This is a genomic window from Frankia sp. AgB32 (assembly GCF_023243045.1).
Lineage (GTDB): Bacteria > Actinomycetota > Actinomycetes > Frankiales > Frankiaceae > Frankia.
The window spans coordinates 42,190-60,794 of record NZ_JALKFX010000019.1 but is presented as its reverse complement, the minus strand read 5'-3'; the positions used below and the strand labels follow the sequence as shown (position 1 = coordinate 60,794).

General features: G+C 73.8%; 15 protein-coding genes. 8 read left to right on the top strand and 7 right to left on the bottom strand.

Features of this window, described 5'->3' with window-relative positions:
• Positions 1 to 920 precede the first annotated feature (920 nt).
• Both MXD60_RS08430 and MXD60_RS08425 read left to right on the top strand, forming a co-directional pair.
• Positions 921 to 1,757 carry a class I SAM-dependent methyltransferase gene (locus MXD60_RS08430; protein ID WP_248818447.1) on the top strand — a complete coding sequence of 279 codons (837 nt, stop codon included), beginning with the start codon at positions 921 to 923 and terminating at the stop codon, positions 1,755 to 1,757.
• A 273-nt stretch (positions 1,758 to 2,030) separates the two neighbouring features.
• A complete protein-coding gene (locus MXD60_RS08425) occupies positions 2,031 to 2,471 on the top strand; it encodes a nitroreductase family deazaflavin-dependent oxidoreductase (protein ID WP_248818446.1) in 441 nt (146 codons plus the stop codon).
• A gap of 34 nt (positions 2,472 to 2,505) precedes the next feature.
• Here MXD60_RS08425 and MXD60_RS08420 read toward each other — a convergent pair whose 3' ends face one another.
• Positions 2,506 to 3,234 carry an ABC transporter permease gene (locus MXD60_RS08420; protein WP_248818433.1) on the bottom strand — a complete coding sequence of 243 codons (729 nt, stop codon included), beginning with the start codon at positions 3,232 to 3,234 and terminating at the stop codon, positions 2,506 to 2,508.
• 285 nt (positions 3,235 to 3,519) lie between these two features.
• Between MXD60_RS08420 and MXD60_RS08415 the strand changes: the two genes are divergently transcribed.
• From MXD60_RS08415 to MXD60_RS08390, 6 genes are all read left to right on the top strand, one after another.
• Complete coding sequence (locus MXD60_RS08415) at positions 3,520 to 3,885, top strand: hypothetical protein (protein WP_248818432.1); 366 nt, start codon at positions 3,520 to 3,522, stop codon at positions 3,883 to 3,885.
• On the top strand, positions 3,878 to 4,336 hold the full coding sequence (locus MXD60_RS08410) for a hypothetical protein (RefSeq protein WP_248818431.1): 459 nt from the start codon (positions 3,878 to 3,880) through the stop codon (positions 4,334 to 4,336). Before MXD60_RS08415 ends, MXD60_RS08410 begins: the two co-directional genes overlap by 8 nt.
• A 350-nt stretch (positions 4,337 to 4,686) precedes the next feature.
• On the top strand, positions 4,687 to 7,287 hold the full coding sequence (pepN, locus tag MXD60_RS08405; RefSeq protein ID WP_248818430.1) for an aminopeptidase N: 2,601 nt from the start codon (positions 4,687 to 4,689) through the stop codon (positions 7,285 to 7,287).
• Between the two features lie 153 nt (positions 7,288 to 7,440).
• The gene (locus MXD60_RS08400; protein ID WP_248818429.1) at positions 7,441 to 8,013 is read left to right on the top strand and encodes a DUF6529 family protein; all 573 of its coding nucleotides are present in this window, start codon (positions 7,441 to 7,443) and stop codon (positions 8,011 to 8,013) included.
• A gap of 63 nt (positions 8,014 to 8,076) precedes the next feature.
• Positions 8,077 to 8,532, top strand: a complete 456-nt coding sequence (locus tag MXD60_RS08395) for a Rieske (2Fe-2S) protein (RefSeq protein WP_248818428.1) — start codon at positions 8,077 to 8,079, stop codon at positions 8,530 to 8,532.
• Positions 8,533 to 8,564: 32 nt separating this feature from the next.
• Positions 8,565 to 9,224 (top strand): FHA domain-containing protein, encoded by a 660-nt coding sequence (locus tag MXD60_RS08390; RefSeq protein WP_248818427.1) that lies wholly within the window; start codon positions 8,565 to 8,567, stop codon positions 9,222 to 9,224.
• Between the two features lie 60 nt (positions 9,225 to 9,284).
• Here MXD60_RS08390 and MXD60_RS08385 read toward each other — a convergent pair whose 3' ends face one another.
• The 6 genes from MXD60_RS08385 to MXD60_RS08360 all read right to left on the bottom strand — a co-directional run bounded on the left by MXD60_RS08385 (position 9,285) and on the right by MXD60_RS08360 (position 18,269).
• Positions 9,285 to 10,907, bottom strand: a complete 1,623-nt coding sequence (locus tag MXD60_RS08385; RefSeq protein ID WP_248818426.1) for an ArnT family glycosyltransferase — start codon at positions 10,905 to 10,907, stop codon at positions 9,285 to 9,287.
• A gap of 86 nt (positions 10,908 to 10,993) precedes the next feature.
• Complete coding sequence (locus tag MXD60_RS08380; protein WP_308222407.1) at positions 10,994 to 12,952, bottom strand: glycosyltransferase family 2 protein; 1,959 nt, start codon at positions 12,950 to 12,952, stop codon at positions 10,994 to 10,996.
• Positions 12,953 to 13,018: 66 nt separating this feature from the next.
• On the bottom strand, positions 13,019 to 13,732 hold the full coding sequence (locus MXD60_RS08375) for an SCO family protein (RefSeq protein WP_248818425.1): 714 nt from the start codon (positions 13,730 to 13,732) through the stop codon (positions 13,019 to 13,021).
• The gene (locus MXD60_RS08370) at positions 13,722 to 14,189 is read right to left on the bottom strand and encodes a hypothetical protein (RefSeq protein WP_248818424.1); all 468 of its coding nucleotides are present in this window, start codon (positions 14,187 to 14,189) and stop codon (positions 13,722 to 13,724) included. Before MXD60_RS08370 ends, MXD60_RS08375 begins: the two co-directional genes overlap by 11 nt.
• Positions 14,186 to 16,987 (bottom strand): PA14 domain-containing protein, encoded by a 2,802-nt coding sequence (locus tag MXD60_RS08365; protein WP_248818423.1) that lies wholly within the window; start codon positions 16,985 to 16,987, stop codon positions 14,186 to 14,188. Before MXD60_RS08365 ends, MXD60_RS08370 begins: the two co-directional genes overlap by 4 nt.
• Positions 16,974 to 18,269: a glycosyltransferase gene (locus tag MXD60_RS08360; protein ID WP_248818422.1), complete on the bottom strand. Its 1,296-nt coding sequence runs from the start codon at positions 18,267 to 18,269 to the stop codon at positions 16,974 to 16,976. The genes MXD60_RS08365 and MXD60_RS08360 overlap by 14 nt, the downstream gene beginning before the upstream one ends.
• Positions 18,270 to 18,605: the final 336 nt, after the last annotated feature.

Genomic DNA, 18,605 nt, shown 5'->3' with positions numbered 1-18,605 from the left:
TTTTTTTCCCCGCCGACGCCGCCATCCGCGCTGTAGAGTGGTCTCGTGGGCTCGGATTTGTGTATAAGAGACTGGCCGGCACGGCCCCCGTCCGCGCACCGCCCGCTCCCGGGCCCGCCGAACCGGGCCGAACGCCGAGTCGCCACTCGCGCTCCACGTCGACCGTCCGCCGTCAGACTATCCAGCAACAGGGCATTCCCCACGGGTCGCGGCATGCCTCGGACACCACTCCGGGAAACCCCGACGTCAGCCGGCGGCGCCACCGGACAAAACCCGCCCCCACCAGGCAGCACTCTCTCATCGAGGCAATATCTTTCCGCTTCCATCACACTCCCGACATTTGATGTTGGCATCTCCATCGAAGATGCCGTCCGCGTCCAGCTCGGCCTGAGGCCGCGTCTGGTAGCGGGTCCCGTTGCAGGAAGGGCAGGTCGCGAGCCCCCCGACAAATCGTTCGTCGGGGGGTCGGAAAAACCTGCTCGATCGTTTTCGCGCCCTTGTCACGAAAGCGAGAATGCCCGCCCCGCCGACCGACGTCCAGGATGTCGCCGGTCGCGAAATCGTCGTCAGACAAAGCGTCATCCCAAAATCCGCACCGTTTACCTGGCAGCCATTTTCCGGGCTTTCGGCGCCACCGCCCGCATTTTCCGCAGCGGTGCTGACCGCGCGGCCCGCCAGGCCGGCCGGGGGCGAGCTTCGGTCGGCGGCGGCAACCCGGGGCATCGTCACCCGCCCGCCGCGGCGGGCCGCGGGCCGACGGCTGTCGGGCGTCCCATACGATGACCGACCGGACGATCTGATCCATTCACGACAGCCGCCGCCCGGCCCGACGGTCCCGCGCGGCGACCCGGCGTCCCAGGTGACACGGTGACACGGTGATCGTGGCGCCCGCGCCCGCCGGAGGGGAGGACGAGAACAGCATGATCGACGGCGGGACGCACGTGCGGACGAACCGAGCGCGCTGGAACGAGATCTCCGACGACTACCAGCGACTGAACGGCCCGCAGATCCGCCGTCAGGCGTTCACCGGCGACATCTCCTGGGGGTTGTGGGAGGTACCGGAGTCCCGCCTCGGCGTGCTCGGCGAGGTCGCCGGGCGGGACGTGCTGGAGATGGGCTGCGGCGGCGGGCAGTGGTCGACCGCGCTGGCGCGCCGCGGTGCCCGGGTCGTCGGGCTGGACCTGTCGGAGCGCCAGCTCCTGCACAGCCGCCGGCTCGCCGCGGACACCGGCCTGGCCTTCCCGCTGGTGCAGGCGAGCGCGGAGACCGTTCCCTTCGCCGCCGGCTCCTTCGACATCGTCTTCGCCGACCACGGGGCGTTCAGCTTCGCCGACCCGATGCGGGCGATCCCCGAGGCGGCCCGGGTGCTGCGGCCCGGCGGGCTGCTGGCGTTCAGCCACGTCAGCCCGATCTACGAGATCACCGTGCGGCCCGGCCGGAACAGCCCCGGCACCCGGCTGACCCGGGACTACTTCGGCCTGCGGCTGGTCGCCGAGGCCGACGGCCTCGTCAGCATGAACCTCCCCTACGGCGCCTGGATCCGGCTGTTCCGGGACAGCGGGCTCGTCGTCGAGGACCTGCTGGAACCACGTCCATCGACCCCGGTGTTCGACGGCAGGCTCGACGGAGACCTCGACGGGAGTGCGGCCGGCGGGACGGGCCGGGAGAGCGCCGCGGCGGCCGAGCGCGCCGACGAGGAGTGGGCCCGCCGCTGGCCCTCGGAGTGCATCTGGCGCCTGCGCAAGCCGGTGGGGTGACCGCGGCGAGACGCCTTCCTGGGGCAGCCGGCGGCGGATCTGCCCCGCCGTCCTCGGTGCGGTGAGCTCCCGCAGCCACCAGTAGTCCTCCGTACGGACGAGGTGCAGCGTCCCCCGGCACAGCCGATGTCTCCACTCGCGCATCATTCACGTCGGTTGTCACCGATTCAGGCGGCACCGATTCAGGCGGCACCGATCGATCGGCTCCTGAACGGACCGCGACGGCGGCGCGCACGACGGGACCTCGGCAGGAGACTGGTGTTGACTGTGCTCATGCCACTGACCGGTGAGTATGAGCCGAGCACCCAGGACTATGTCCGTGACCAGGTCGCGGAGTACGAGAACTCGGGTGGCACCCGGGGAAACACCATGAACGGGCTGCCCGTCATCATCCTGACCACCAAGGGCGCGAAGTCCGGCAAGCTGCGCAAGACCCCGCTGATGCGGGTCGAGCGGGACGGCCGGTACGCGGTGGTCGCCTCGCTCGGCGGGGCGCCGAATCACCCCGTCTGGTATTTCAACATCGTGGCCGACCCGCACGTCGAACTGCAGGACGGCGCGGCCCGGCGGGACTACGTCGCCCGGGAGGTCGCCGGGGACGAGAAGGCCGGCTGGTGGAAGGCCGCGGTCGCCGCCTACCCGGACTACGAGAACTACCAGCGCAACACCGAGCGCGCCATTCCGGTGTTCGTGCTCGAGCCCGCCGGCTCCTGACGACGAGGTCCCCTCGATCCGGCCCGCCCCGAGATCACCGCGTCGGTGCGGGCCGGTCCGGCGGGCTGACCGCGCGCCGCGGCGCGGGCAGCCGGGCCGTGGCGCCGAGCAGGTAGGCCAGTGACACCGCCGCGATGCTCTGCGCGCAGAGCTGGCCGACGAGGATCACCACCTGGAAGCGGGCCGCACCCGCCGGCGACGCACCGCCGAGCAGCGCCCCGACGAACGTCCCGGGCAGGGTGACCAGTCCGACCGTGCGGGTCTGGTCCAGCGCCGGGACGAGCGCCTCGCCGACGCTGTCCCGGGCGATGTCCACGACGGCCCGCCGCGGCGTCGCGCCGAGCGCGAGCCAGCCCTCCACCTCGTCCCACCGGCGCAGCAGCCCGTCGGCGAGGCGTCGGCCGGTCAGCGTGCAGGCCGTCATCGTGCCGCCGACGACGCTGCCGGCGAGCGCGACGAGGGTCCGCGTCGTCGGGATGACCGCCTCGACCGCGAAGATCAGCCCGAGGGTGATGGCGGCGCCGAGCAGGCAGGAAACGGCGACCGAGCGGGTGGCCGCCGGGAAGCCGGCGAGCCGGCGGGCGGCGGTGCCCACGGCGGCGCCGAGCATGAGCACCAGCACCGCGACGGTCGCCAGGGGCGCGGAGAACACCCCGCGCAACGCGAGCCCGATCAGGGCGAGCTGCACGATCGCCCGCGCCGAGGCGGTCAGCACGTCTCGCCGGCGCGGCACCCGCGCCCAGCTCAGCACCGCCAGCGTCACGACGAGCAGCAGCCCGAGACCCAGCCCAAGCCGCAGGTCGGCGTCCAGCCCGGCCTCCCGTCCCCGCCGCGGCTGTCCACCGGACCGCGGCCACGGCGGCCGGACCCGACGCTACCGCGCCGCCGCGCCCGCCGTGGCGAACCGCCCGATCGACGATGCCGGCTCTCGGCGTTCCCGCCGGAAGTCCTACCATCCGTAGTAGACGGGGACGGGACGCCGCGCGGCGGTGCGGCCGGAGGGGGCGGGCATGCGGCCAGGCGGCACGGACACAGCCGGGCGGCGCGGATGATCGACGGTCTCGCGGCCGCGTCGATCATCTGTGCGCTGCTGGTCGGCGCGGCCTGTCTGCTGCAGACCTGGCGGGACCGGCCGGTCGGCGTCGGCCTGCTGGCCGGCACCGGGGCGACCGAACTCGTCCTGCTCGCCCAGGTCGTCGGCGCGGTCGTCGAGATCTCCCGCGGGCAGCGGGCCGACCAGCCCGCCGTGTTCGTGCTGTACCTGATCGGGTCGGTCGCGGCGCTGCCCGCCGGGGTGTGGTGGTCGTTGGGCGAGCGGACCCGCTGGGGCAGCGCGGTGCTGAGCGTCGCCTGCGTGGCGGTCGCGATCATCGTTGTCCGGCTCGGCCAGGTCTGGGAGGGCACTGGTGGCTAGCGCGTCGACCGACCGGCCGGCCGGCACGTCGTCCGGGCCCGGGCGGATCCTGGTGGCGGTCTATGCGATCTTCGCCGTGGCGGCCTGCTCCCGGTCCGCGGTGCAGATCGCGACCGAGTTCGACCACGCCAGGCTGGCGTATCTGCTCTCGGCGTTCGCCGCCGTGGTCTACGTGGTGGCGACCGTGGCGCTGACCCGGCCCGGGGTGCACTGGCACCGGGTCGCCGTCGCGGCGTGCACGACGGAGCTCGCCGGGGTGCTCGCGGTGGGAACCGCGAGTGTCCTCGACTCCTCGGCGTTCCCCGACCAGGCCGTCTGGTCGACGTACGGCGGCGGCTACCTGTTCATCCCCGTCGTCCTGCCGGTCCTCGGCCTGGCCTGGCTGCGCCGGACCGCGCCACGCCCGGACGGGACGACGACCGCCGACGCGCCACCGGCCCCGACGGCCTGACCGTCAGGCCCCGGCCGCCACTTTCGCGCCGGCCCGGCGAACCACCGCCGCGCGAATCGAGCGTGCACGTGGCACCACCGGCACCGGCAACCCGCTGCTCGTCCACGACCGGCTCGGACAACCGATCTTCGGCGTCGGGGAGGCCGGCGGCGACGCCTACCCTTCCCAGATCACCCTCAGCCCGTCCGCACCGAACAGCGCCGTCTGTGTGCGCACCGGCCAACTGTGGATCCGGCGGCACCGACGGGCATCTGTGGCGCTGCGAATCCGATGACGGTTGTGCCTTCACCTGGTCGCAGCTCCTCTGAGGCGAAGCGGACAGCCGCCCCGGCGTCTCGTAGGTTCGCGGTATGCACACCCTCACCCGGGCCGAGGCAGTCGCCCGCGCCGAGCTGCTGCGCGTCGACGGCTACGACATCGAGCTGGACCTGACGGCGGCCCGCACCTCGGCGGAGTTCGGCTCGACCACCCGGGTGCGGTTCAGCCTCCGCGAGGCCACGCCGGCCGCGCCGGCCGCGCCGGCCGGCTCCGCGCCGAGCGCGGGCGCGGGCGCGGGCGCGGGGACGTTCGCCGAGATGAAGCCGGCGGCCCTGCACGAGCTGCGGCTCAACGGCCATGCGCTGGACCCCGCCGGGCTGGACGGTAACCGACTGCCGCTCGACGCGCTCGACCCGAGCAACGAGCTCGTCGCGACGGCGACGATGCGGTACTCGAACACCGGCGAGGGGCTGCACCGCTTCACCGACCCCGAGGACGGCGAGGTGTACCTGTACGCCCAGACGTTCCTCGACGACGCCCAGCGGATGTTCGCCTGCTTCGACCAGCCGGACCTCAAGGCACCGGTGCGCCTCGTCGTCCTGGCACCGCCGGACTGGGTCGTGCGCGCCAACGGCGCGGGCCGCCAGACCGAGCCGGGCCGGTGGGAGTTCGCCGAGACCGCGCCGCTGGCGACGTACTTCGTCACCGTGGTCGCCGGGCCGTACCACCTGGTGGAGGACAGCCACGACGGTATCGCGCTCGGCCTGCTCGCCCGCCGTTCGCTCGGGCCGTACCTGGCGGCCGACGCGGGCGAGATCTTCGAGGTCACGAAGTCGTGCCTGGACCGCTACCACGACCTGTTCGCCGACCGCTATCCGTTCGGCAAGTACGACCAGGCGTTCGTGCCCGAGTTCAACGCGGGGGCGATGGAGAACCCGGGCTGCGTGACCTTCCGCGACGAGTTCGTCTACCGCTCGGCGGTGACCGACGCCGAGCGCGAGCTGCGCGCCGTGGTCATCGCCCACGAGATGGCGCACATGTGGTTCGGCGACCTGGTGACGATGCGCTGGTGGGACGACCTGTGGTTGAACGAGTCGTTCGCCGAGTACATGGGCTACCGGGTGACGGCCGAGGCGACCCGCTTCACCCAGGCGTGGACCAGCTTCGCGGTGGGCCGCAAGAGCTGGGGGTACGCCGCCGACCAGCGCCCGTCGACCCACCCGGTCGCGCCGACGGACGTCGCCGACACCGGACTCGCGCTGCTGAACTTCGACGGGATCTCCTACGCCAAGGGTGCCTCGGTGCTGCGCCAGCTCGTCGCCTGGGTCGGCGAGGAGGCGTTCCTGACGGGGCTGCGGGCCTACTTCGGCGCGCACGCCTACGCCAACGCCTCCCTCGCCGACCTGCTGGCCGCCCTGTCGAGTGCCAGCGGTCGTGATCTCGCCGGCTGGGCCGAGGTGTGGCTGCGCCGCGAGCAGGTCAACACGCTGCACCCGCGGGTCGTCGCCGACGCCGCCGGGAACCTCGCGGCCGTGGCCGTGATCCAGACGGCGCCACCGCAGGCACCGACGCTGCGCCCGCACCGGGTCGGGATCGGCGTGTACGCGCCGGCCACCGGTCGCGAGGCCGACCCCGACGCCCCGGTGGAGCTCGTCCGCCGGGTCGAGGTCGATCTCGACCCGGCCGCGCCGGGCGGCAGGACCGACATCGGCGCGCTCACCGGCCTGCCCGCCGGGCGGCTGCTGCTGGTCAACGACGGCGACCTCACCTACGCGAAGATCCGGTTCACCGCCGCCGACCGCGCGAGCCTGCCCGACGTGCTGCCCCGGGTCGCCGACCCGCTGGCCCGCGCGGTGATCTGGGCCGCCGCGGCCGACGCGACACGCGACGCCGACTGGCCCGCCGCCGACTACCTGGCCCTCGCCGCCGCGGCGCTGCCCGCGGAGACCCAGCTCGCCGTCTTCGAGGACGCCCTGCGGTTCGCCCGCGCGACCGTGCTCAACCGCTACCTCGCCCCCGCCGAACGCCCGCCGGCCGCCGCCCGGCTGCACGCCGCCTGCCGCCAGGTGCTCACCGAGGCCGTCGCGGGCAGCGGCCGGCAGTTGTCCGCAGCCCGCGGCGCCATCGGCTGCGGCGGGCCGGCGCAGGCCGCCGGGCTGGCCGGTTGGCTCACCGGGGACGACGTGCCCGCCGGTCTGGTCGTGGACCCGGAACTACGCTGGACGGTGCTGCACCGGCTCGTCGTGCTGGGCCGGGCCGGCGAGGCGGAGATCGCCGCGGAGGCGCGCCTCGACCGCAGCGCGCGGGCCGCCGAGCACGCCGCGCGGTCACGGGCCGCGATCGCGGATCCGGCGGCGAAGGCCCGTGCCTGGGAGTCGATCGTCGCCGACGACACCGCGTCGGCGCGGCTGGTCGCGGCGAGCGCCGAGGGCTTCTGGCAGCCGGAGCAGGACGAGCTGACCGCCGGCTACGTGGCCCGCTACTTCGAGCAGATGCCGGCGATGACCGGCCGCCGCACCCCGCACGCCGCCCGCCAGATCGCCGCCGCCGCCTACCCGCAGTACGCCGTCTCGACGGCGACCGTGGACGCCGCCGAGGAGCTGCTCGGCCGGGAGGACATCGATCCGCTGCTGCGCCGGGTCGTCGTCGACGCCACCGACGAGCTGCGCCGCTCGGTGCGCGCTCGCGGCTGATTCGCCGACCTTGTCGCGCCGCGTAACGGCGCGAACCCCTCAAACTCGCCGTCTTTGTCGTCCCGACGACGATTTCCGGCGCGACCTGCTGTACTCGGGCATGTTCCGGTTGCAGAGGAAATCTTAAGGCAGTTTTCAGGGGGGTGGGCGGCCATGACGGTCGGCACTGAATCGACCGAGCGGTCGACGGCGCGGGGTGGTGCGATCGTGTGGGTACTGCTGATCGGCGCCGTCATCGCGGTGTCGCTCGGGACGTACGCGAAGGTCCACGACCCGGCCGGCCGGCCGGTGCTCACGCTCGGCTTCTCCAGCGCCACGCCGATGAAGGCGTGGCTGACGACGGTGGCACTGGTGCTCGCGGTCGGACAGCTGACCACGGCGCTGTGGATGTGGGGCCGGCTGCCCGGCGCGGGCTCGGCGCCGGCGTGGGCCAGCCTGGTGCACCGGTGGGCCGGCACGGCGGCGTTCGTGGTGACGCTGCCGGTCGCGTTCACCTGCATCTGGTCGCTCGGTTTCGCCGACACCGACGCGCGGGTCCTCGTCCACGGCATCGCCGGCTGCGCCTTCTACGGCGCGTACGCGTCGAAGATGCTCGGCCTGCGGGTGCGCGGCCTGCCCGGTTGGACGCTGCCGGTACTCGGTTCGCTGGTGTTCGCCGCGCTCGTCACGCTCTGGCTGACCGCGTCGCTGTGGTTCTTCACCCGCGCCGGAATCCCCCATGTCTGAGCGCACCCCGGTCGCGGTCTCCCGCCCCGGCAACGTCGGCTCCCGAGCACAAGGACGAGAAGCATGAGCAGCCAGCACGCGCCGAGCCGGCGGGCCGTCGTCCCCGGCATCGCGGTCACCGTGGCCGCGGGCGTCGCCGGATACGCGGTGGCCAGCGGCAGTGACGCGGCGGACGACCCCGCTGCCAGCCGCGCCCCCGCCAGTTCCGGTGCCGCGGGTGGCGGCGGCGCCGCCACGGCCCTGGCCAAGGTCGACGACGTGCCCGCCGAGGGCGGGCTGATCCTCGACAGCGAGGGCGTCGTGCTCACCCGCAACGCCGCCGGCGAGGTCCAGGGATTCTCGAAGGTCTGCACCCACCAGGGCTGCTCGGTGAACGCGGTGTCGGGCGACCGGATCCTCTGCCCGTGTCACGGCAGCGCGTTCGACACCCGCACCGGCCAGCCGGTCGCCGGCCCCGCGAAGGCACCGCTCCCCCCCGTCGCGGTCGCCGTCCGCGGCGGCGAGGTCTTCCCGGCCTGACGGCCGGCCACGGTCCCAGAGAGGACATTGCCGTGAATCTGCGCCCGATACGGGTCGTCACCCCGTCCGGCGAGGCCGAGCTGACGGCCGAAAGCACCCGGGTGGTCGGCCGCGGCCGGGACTGCGACCTGGTCATCCCGGATGCCCGGGTGTCGCGCCGTCACCTGAGCCTCGAACCCGGCCCCGACGGCTGGGTCGCCCGCGACCTCAGCTCCAACGGCATGTGGCGCGACGGCGTTCGCACCGGCGTGGTCGCGCTGACCGGTGGGGAGGCCCGGATCCGCCTCGGCGCGATCGACGGCCCGCTGGTCGTGCTGACTCCGCCGCCCGCCCCGCCCCGCCCGCCGGTCAGTGAGCCGGACGTCGACGACCAGGAGACCATGCTGGCCGGTGTCGGCGCCCGGGCGCCGGCCGCCCCGGCCCCCCCCCCCCCCCCCCCCCCCCCCCCCCCCCCCCCCCCCCCCCGCGCCCCGGGGGGCGCCCCCGGGGCGCCGGCCGCCGCGGCACCACGCACCGCGGCCACGCCCGCCACCAGCGCATCCCACGCGGGTGGCAGCGGTGGCGGCGCCCGCCCGGCCGCGGAGGCGGCGCCGCGGCCGAAGGCGTCGATCAACTGGCTGCGGGTGCTGCCCACGTATGTCTGGCTCGCGGGCATCGGGTTCTTCCTCGGTGCGCTGCTCGCCCTGAGCTGACGCCGTCCCTGAGCTGACGCCGTCCCGCCTGGTACCGGGGTGCGCCGCGGCGCACCCCGGTCAGGTGTGCGACGGCGTCCTGCGGCGCGGGCTGGCGCGGTGCTCGCAACGCTCGGGTGGGAGATCGGCCCGGCAGCCGGGGGGAACCACCCGGCGGATCTCGATCTCACCGTTGCCGAAGGACTTCAGCACGACCGAGTGGCGCAGCGCCTCGGCGACCAGCGGGACCTCGGCGAGCACCGAGTCCGGCGGTTTGCCCATCATCAGGTAGTCGACGTCCCGCCAGCCGTTCGGGAACTGGGCCTGGACCTGCGGGTCGAGGTCCAGTTTGTAGAACCACACGGGTAACGGACGGCGGCCGGCGATCACCAGGTCGGTCCAGGCGATGTCGTCGGTGACGACGGTGCCGTGGTCGCGCAGGTTGGCCAGGAACCAGCGGGTGGCATCCCGGCTCGGGGCGCCCGCGTCGCGGGTCAGCGCAGTGTGGATCTTCGGTGTCCAGTCCAGCGTCACGGCCGTCACCGCGCCGACCACCGCGGCACCGACGACTCCCCGGCGCACCATCGCCCACAGCATCCCCAGCCAGGCCGGCCGTCCCGTCTGAAGCGGCCGTCCCGTCTGAAGCGGCAGAGCGCGGCGGGGAAGAGCCATGTCGAGCAGCCCGGCGACGCACAGGGCCGCGAAGGGCAGCATCGCGGTGACGTACGGGTTCGGCAGGTAGCCGTCGCGGAAGATGAACCCGAACTGGACCAGCAGCAGCACGGCGACCACCCGCAGGCGGCGCAGCGCGAGCAGCGGCACCGCCGCGGCGATCCCGGCGAGCACCAGGTAGGGATCGAGGTCCAGCCAGGAGCGGACGACGTTGTAGGTGTCGCTGCCGCTGTCCAGCACGCTGCCACTCGGTGCCCGCTCGAAGAGCTGCCAGCGCACCGCCCACTCCAGCGAGACGTGGCCGGGCCCCTCGAACAGCTCGTTCTTCGCCGCCGCGTAGAGGATGTAGATGGCGCAGATGCCGATCAGGCAGCCGGCGAAGTTGCGCCGGACGAACCGCCAGTTCCGCGGGTCGCGGTGCTGGCGCAGCAGCACGTACAGCCCGGGCAGGAACAGCAGCGTCGTCTCCTTGGACCAGAACGAGAACGCCATGAACGTGCCGGCCAGCGCGGCCGCCCCGACGCTGCGCCGCGGCGAGGCCGCGGCCGTGAACGCGGCGAGCAGCCACATCACCGCGATGTTGTCGAGGAACGCCATCCGCTGGTACCACAGGCCGAGCGGCGACAGCGAGTAGGCGAGCAGGGCGAACGCGGCGAAGAACCGGCGCAGCCCGAGCAGCCGGCCCAGCCGGTAGAGCAGCACGCAGGACACCAGGTGCAGCCAGAACATCAGTTCCCGGGCGGCGGTGACCGCCGTCGGCGCCCGGTGGAAGCCGTCGGTCAGCTTGGTGTAGATGGCGATCAGCAGCCAGCCGCCGAACGGGTGGTCGTACCAGTAGGTGTAGTGGGCGATACGGTTCCAGTACTGCATCGAGTAGGCCTGCGCGGCGTAGGTGCCCTCGTCGTCGGTGACCCGGCCCGGCCAGCCGTCGAAGTTGACCCCGTGGATGACCGCGACGACCGGCAGCAGGACAGCGAGCAGCACCAGGCTCTGCCGGTGCGCCCGGGCGTGCGCCGCCAGCCACGCGACCACGGTCCGCGTCCGCTCGCCGGCCCGGCCGGCGGTCGAGCGCGGCCCGAACGCCTGCGGAAGCGTCTCGCCGGCCAGCTCTGTCGCGGTCAGGACACGCCTTCCAGCGAGACGCGGCCGACGCCGTGGTGGGCGCCGGAGTGCGACGTCTTCTCCCATTCGAGCCGGCCGCGCAGCAGGCGGCCGGCGGCCCGGACCGCCGCGACCGACAGGGCGAGCTGGTAGAGCGGTGCGCTGAGCACGAGACGGACGCTGTCCCAGCGGCCGACGTCGAGGTCGTAGGCGTCGGCGAACTCCCGGAACGCCGCCTGCTCGGTGAACACGGCCATGACGGTCGCGCCCATCGGCAACCAGAACACGATGACCAGGCCCGTCGGCGCGGTGAGGAACAACGTGAGAACGAGGGAGACGGGCAGCAGCACCCCGGCGACCGCCTGGAACAGCGGCATGGCCAGCATCTCCGCGGCCATCAGCCGCTGGCGTGCCCCCGGCAGCAGCCGCCAGTCCCCCTTGAACAGGACCTGCAGGAAGCCCATCATCCAGCGGGTGCGCTGCACGACGAGCTTGGTCAGGCTCTCCGGCGTCTCCTCCCGGGTCGTCAGCTCCGGGTGGTAGAAGACGATGGTGCGCACCCCGGCGACCGAGGCGCGTACTCCGAGGTCGCAGTCCTCGGTCAGGCAGGCGACGTCCCAGCCGCCGAGGCGGTCCAGCACGTCGCGGCGGATGAACACCGTGTTCCCACCGAGCGGGATGAACCGGGCCCGCGCCTGGAAGCGCAGCCGGGACATGAACCAGATGTAGTACTCCAGACAGTTCCGGGCCCGCCACCAGGAGGCATCGGTGTCCAGGCGGCGCAGCACCGCCCGGGGGCCGGCGGCGCCGGCGCCGTCCCGGCCGGTGGCCTGGTCGGCGCGGTCGGGGCCGCGCACGTTCATCAGCTGCACGCCGCCCTGGAAGATGCCGACGTCGGGCTGCCGGGACGCCAGGGTGTTGACGTAGGTCAGCAGCCCCGGGGCGATGAGCGATTCGGCGTCGACGATGCCGACGAGGTCGCCGGTGCAGTGCTGGCGGGCGTCCTCCAGCGACAGCGGCTTGCTGCGCCGGCTGCCCTCCGGCGCGACGACGCGCACGTTCGGATGCCGCCGCGCGATCTGTTCGGCGATCTCCCGGGTGGCCCGGTCGACCTCGTCGTGGGACACCATCACCACGATCTCGACGAGTGATTCCGGGTAGTCACCGGCCAGGATCTGGGTAAGCGTCCGCCCGAGTACGGGCTCCTCGCGGGCTGGCACGATCAGCGAGACGCGGTGCCGCGGCGGTGCGATGTCGGTGAGGTCGACATGGTGCACCCGTTCCGGCAGCTGCCAGCCGTACTGGCCGCGGGTCAACGTCACCACCGCGACGACCAGCATCAGCAGCGAGACTCCGGTCCAGGCGGCCAGCAGCACCGTGTGGTGGTGCCGCGCCGCGGTGACGGCGAGGGCGACGGCGAGCGGCGCGACGACCAGGCCGCACGCCACCCGCCGGCGACGGCGTGCCGCCGGCCGGGCGGACAGGCCGCGCCGGGTCAGGACGGTGATGGCCGCGATCGCCGTCACCGCGCCGAGCGCGGCGGCCAGCCAGGTCGACAGGCCGGGCCCGCCGACACCCGAGAGGCCCGGCTCACCGACGGCGGCGAACACGTACCAGCCGGCCGCCTCGCAGGCGAGCTGGACCCACCGCGGCAGCCGGTTCCCGCGATGGGCGCGCTCCGGGCCGGCAGGGGCTGGGCGGATCGCGTCGCGAGGGCCGGCGCGGCCGGAGGTGCGCGGGCCGAGGACGGCCAGCGCCGCCGGGATCAGGTAGGCCAGCGGCTGGTCGATGCCGAGCGGGCCGGCGCCCAGGGCGGTCAGCGTGACGTGCAGGCCGACGCCCCAGCCGGCGGCGGCGAGCCGGGTCGGGCTCAACGGGTCGGCTCCGTCGAGGCGTGGCGGTCGGCTCGGTTCCCGGCGCGCGGAGGCGGGGAGTTCGCGGGTGGGTGGAAGGTCGGACTCGGTTTCGGATCTCACTTTGCCTGCCTGGTGGGTCAGGGCCGCCCGGTCGCCGCTGTGGCCGGCGACCGCGGCGAGGTGTGGTCAGACAGCGGCGGCGAGCCGCGGGACGTCGGCGACGTACTCGGCGACGGTGGTGTCGGCGAACCAGCGGACGTGGACGCGGTCGTCGGGGCCGATCCCGAGGACCTGGGCGGCATGGCCGACCAGGTAGCCGGCGCCGTCCGGGCCAGCGCCGTCCGGGTCGGCGAGGGCGACCGGGACGCCGACGGCCCGCTGGGCCGCCGCAACCTGCGCCGACGTTCCGGTCAGCCCGATGAACCGGGCGTCGAACTGGCGGAGCCACCGCGCCAGCACCGCCGGGGTGTCCCGCGCCGGGTCCGTCGTGACGAACACGACCGTCACCTTCGCCGCGACGGCGGACCCGACGACCTGCCGGGCCACGGCGAGATCCGCCATCGTCGTCGGGCACACGTCGGGGCAGTGCGTGTAGCCGAAGAACAGCAGGGTCGCGTGGCCCGCGGTGGCCTGGGCGAAGTCGAAGCGGCGGCCGTCGGTGTCGGTGAGCGTGAACGACGGCCGGCGGACGGTCCCCACCGTGGCGGTCCCGTGCCAGTCGCCGGGAAGGCTGGGTGCCGCGACCGGCGTACCCGCCGCCCGCGCCCCGGATCCACCGAGCACCGGCCTGGGCCCGCCGCCGCAGCCCGCAGATAGGAGCAGCAGTGCGGCCGCTGCCAGCCCCGCGGCCGCGCTGCCCGGACGGCGACCCGGCACCCGGGGCGTCGCGTTACCGGGCACAGAGCACCGCGCCTCGTGTCACCGGGATGGCGCCCGCGAGTTTGCGGGTGTCCTCGCCGATCACGCGGACCGGGCCGATGCCCTGGGCCCGCAGGTAGGCGCAGTCGAGTCGCTGGCCGGGCGGGGGCGTGCGGGGCACGCAAATCCGCCGCCCGGTGTCCCCCGCCACGTAGTTGTAGTCGCAGCCGTCGAGTCCGGCGGGCACCGGCGAGGGACGGCCGTTGCCGCGTGGCACGACCCGGCCGGACAGGACACCGGGTGGCGCCGCCGCGACGGCCGCGGGATCGCCGGTGTTCGGCGGCCCCGCGCCGTCGGCGGGCCAGCCATCGCGCGCGAGCGCGCCGGCGACGCCGTTCACGACGACGACCGTGAGCGCGATCGCGGCCAGCCTCCCGCGACGCCGGCTCCGGTCAGCGTGGACGCGGTCAGGCCCGTTGTGGGCAGAGTGCCAGCTCAACCGACACGCACCCAGCGGGCGACCGAGGGAACCCCGGCGGTGTTCTGGGCGAACATCATGTAGTACCCCGGTGGAAGTAGGTTCGGGTTGGCCGGGACGTCGACGCTGATGCCGTTCTGGCCGCTGGCGGAGATCGGCAGGTCGACGCTGCGCTGGTTGGGATCGGCCTGGTGGGTGACGGAGGCGGGGCGCAGCAGCGTGACGCGGCCGATGTCGCCGCTGACCGTCAGGGACTGCTGGGAGCCGTAGCCGAACGTGTCCGCCGCCGCGGTGATCGCGGGCCGCTGGCGGGTCATGTACCAGGGCCGGTAGATGGAGATCGTCTGGCTGAACGAGCCGTCCAGCGGGTTGTTGCCGAGCGCCGCCACGCTGCCGTCGGGCAGCAGGAGCGCCTGGGAGTGGTAGGTCCGGTCCTGTGGGTCGGGCGGGACGGTGGTGAAGTGGTTCGCCACCGGGTCGTAGAGCGACGCCTCGTGCACCGGGTCGGAGCGCAGGTGACGGCCACCGCCGGTCTCCAGGACCTGTCCGTCGGGCAGGATCACCGCGGAGACGTACATCTTCGCGGCCGGCAGGTCGGGGCCGGGCTGCCAGTGCGGGTCGGTCTGGCGCAGGTCGATGAGGTCGGTGGTGGCGACGGCGTCGGCGCCGGCGTCGCCGTTGCCGCCGCCGAGGGTCATGATCCGGCCGGCCTGGGCCGGCGGTAGCAGCACCGCGGCGCCCTGGTCGCGCAGGTTGACGTCGCGCAGGCCGGGGACGTCGTTGACGGTGGCGGTCGCCGGGTCGTAGATGTTCGACCCGGCGGCGGTCGGCGCGTTGCCGAAGGTGTGGATGCCGGCGTAGAACAGCCGGCCGTCGGACATCAGCTTCAGCTCGGGGTAAAGGCCCCAGAAGAAGTAGCTCTGCGGTACCTGCGCGGCCGGCAGCCAGTGGTGCGCCGCGCTGTCGAACAGTTCGGTGGCGACGTTGCCGTCGGCGTTCTGGTCGAGGCCGCCCACGGCGACGACGTTCCCGTCGCCGAGCTCGGTCAGGCTCGGGTACCAGTGGCCGCCGCCGGGCAGGTCGTTCGCGGCCGTGTAGGTGTCGGCCACCGGGTCGAAGACGTAGCTTTTCGCCAGGCCCTTGTAGTTCGTCGTCGCGGTCGAGTACGCGGCCGTTCCGCCGGCCAACAGAATTTTGCCGTCCGGTAACTGGACATGCCCGGAGCAGAAAAGGTCATCCGCTACCGGAGTAGCCTTGAACTCGCCGGTCGTGGGATTCCACACCGTCGACGCGAAGGAATGCGTGTCGAATGCTGACGGATCGTTTCCCGAGCCGGCGACGAGCAGCACGTTTCCGGTGTGCAGCAGGCTGGCGTGCACGGATCGCACGGGCATCTGGTAGTTCAGCGTCTGCCACGATCCGCCGCAGTCGGCGGTGCATCCCCCGGGTGGTGGCGGCGGCAGCGGGCCGGGGTCGCCGCCACCGGTGTAGTCGACCCGGATCTGCGCGCCGCCGGTCCCCTCGTAGTACTCGGCGACGATCGTGTGGGCGCCGGCGGTGAGCGTCGGGGTCGCCGTGAACGTCGTCGGCCCCTGGTCGTTCCACCCGTCGATGACCCGGATGCCGTCGACGTGGACGCGCACCCCGTCGTCGGCCACCGCGGTGATCGTGATCGGCCCGGCGGCGAAGTGGTCGACCCGCGTCCAGCGAGCGGAGAATTCGTCGCTGCCGATGCCGGGGACGTCCGGACCGCCCAGGCCGAAGTCGTGGTGCAGGCCGGTCTCGCAGCGGGCCGGCGACGGCGCGCCGGCCAGCGTCGCGTTCGGGAAGTACTGCGCGGACCACTGGATCATGTTGCACACTGCGGCGGGGGTGAAGGTGTACCCGACCTGGGCACTCGCGTCGCCGGTGTGCTCGTAGTAGTCGGCTCGGATGGTGTGGGTGCCGGCGCTGACCGGCACGCTCGCCGAGTAGGTCGTGGGGCCCTGGTCGTGCCACTGGTCGATGACCGGCTGGCCGTCGACGGAGACCCGGATGCCGTCGTCGGCGGCGGCGGTGAGGGCCAGGGTGCCGGCGGCCAACTCCTGCGTGCGCGTCCACCGGGCGGAGAAGTCGTCCGCGCCGATGCCCGCGAGACCGGGGCCGCCCGTCCCCCAGTGGTAGTCGACGCTCTCCGAGCAGCGGGGCACGCCGGTGCCGCTGAGCGTGCGGTTCGGGTAGTAGGTGCCGGCCCACTGGCCGGCGGGGCAGTCGGTCCCGGCGCTGGCTCCGTCGTCCCCCGGGCCGCCGGAGAGGTCGAACTCCACCATCGCGCCGCCGGCGTTCTGGTAGTACTCGACGACGATGGTGTGGGCGCCCGCGGTCAGGGTGCGGGTACCGGTGAACGTCTGCGGGCCGTGGTCGCCCCAGCCGTCGGCGACGGTCTGGCCGTCGATGAGGACCCGGACGCCGTCGTCGCCGGTGACACTCGCCGCGTAGGAGCCGGCGGCGAGGGTGAGCTGGCGGGTCCAGCGGACCGAGTAGTCGGTGGTGCCGGTCCCGGTCACGCCGGGGCCGTTCTGCGACCAGTCGACGTCGATCGCGGCGTCGCAGCGCTGGGCGACCGGTTCGCCGCCCAGGGCCGTGCCGGTGTGGAACTCGGCGGACCACTGGCCGTCGGCGCAGGTCTCGGCGCGCGCGGCCGGCTCGCCCGCGACGATCAGGACGAGGAACTGCCCGACCGTCGAGGCCAGCACGACCGCGACCAGCACGCGGCCGGCCCGCGCCGGCCGCCGACGGCGACGACGCGCACCGGCGGCGGCGTGGTCAGGTGAGCGCATCAGGCGCGTCCTCCCCCGCAGCCGCCAGCACCGGCCCGAACGGCCGGTCGGCCGGCACCGGCCGGACCCGATAGACCAGCCGCTCCACCACCAGGTAGCGGGCGAGGACGGCGGCGGCCAGCGACAGCAGGGTCGCCAGGCCCACGCCGAGCCCCCACCGGCCGACGAGCAGCGCCAGCAGCGGCAGCCGGATCACCAGGTCGAGGTTGTTGATGACCGCGAACGGCGGGTAGCGGCGCCGCCGAGAGCCCGGGCGGCGGTCCCAGACCAGCAGCTCGCAGCCGGCGAAGTTCCACGCGATCGCGACCTGGGTGGCGATGATCGCCGCGGCCAGGTAGTGCAGGCCGAGGCGGTGCAGGGCGGCCGTGCCCAGCAGGTTCGGGACGGTACCGGACGCCCCGACCAGGGCGAAGCGGGCTGCCCGCGGCACCCGCAGGGCGAACAGCCGGCGGGCGAAGCGGATCCCTTCCGCCAGCGACGCGTTCGAGGCCCCGGTGTGCCGCTCGGCGAAGACGTAGCCCACCTCGTGGATCCGCAGTGGCCCGGCGGTGGCCAGCAGTTCCAGCAGGATCTTGTAGCCGTCCGGGCGCAGGCCGGCCCGGTTCACCGCCGCGACCCGCACCAGGAAGAATCCGCTCATCACGTCGGAGACACCGCGCAGCCGGCGCGGGAAGGCCAGCCGGCAGGCCAGGTTCGACCCGGTGGAGACCAGGTGACGGGCGGTGCCGGACAGGCCGGAGGCGCTGCCGCCGGCCACGTAACGACTGCCGATCACCACGTCGGACTGGTCGCGTACGGCGGTGGCGAGCATCGTCGGGATCGTCTCCGGCGGATGCTGCAGGTCGCCGTCGATGATCACGGCGTAGGGCGCGGCGCACAGGGAGAAACCCTCGGTGACCGCGCCGCCGAGGCCGCCCGGGCGGTGCCCGCGCGGACGATGATGGATCCGCACCGGCAGGGTCAGGCTGGGGCGGATGCGGGCGATCGCGTCGGGCGTCGCGTCGTCCGAGTCGTCCACGAAGATGACCTCGCCGGCCAGCCCGCGCAGCGCGTCGTCCAGTCGGCGCAGCAGGGGCCCCACGTTGCGCTCCTCGTTGCGGGTCGGCACCACCACGGACACCTGCGGCCGCGCCGGCGACGCCGAGCCGGGCGGGGGCGCATCCGGATCGGCGACCGGTTCGAGCCCGTAGTCGTCCGGGGGGACCCGGGGACGCGGCAGGACCGGTCGGCGCAGCACGCCGGTGAGGTCGTCGGGTTGGCCGCCCACGGCTGCCGGCGTCATCGCGGCCGGTCTCCGCCCAGGCCGCGCACCGCCCGGCCCCGGGCCGGTGTCGAATACATTTCTGGGTTCCGCCCACCGGTTGCCCGCAATTGCGCGCGGCGACCGTCGGACGCACTTCTTCCCGTGCGCATGACGAATTTCCCCCAGCTAATTGGGATCCCGGCCCGGACCTTTAGTGACACCCCCGGTCCAAGCTTCGGCCTGGCATTCTCTGCGGCCGAGCGAAAAATTACCGTACGGCCATGGCGGGCGGGCGACTACGTCCATCCGGCACACTCCGAGACACAACCGGAGCCGCTACGGAAGCCAGCGCGCCACCCAACCAGACCGATGTTC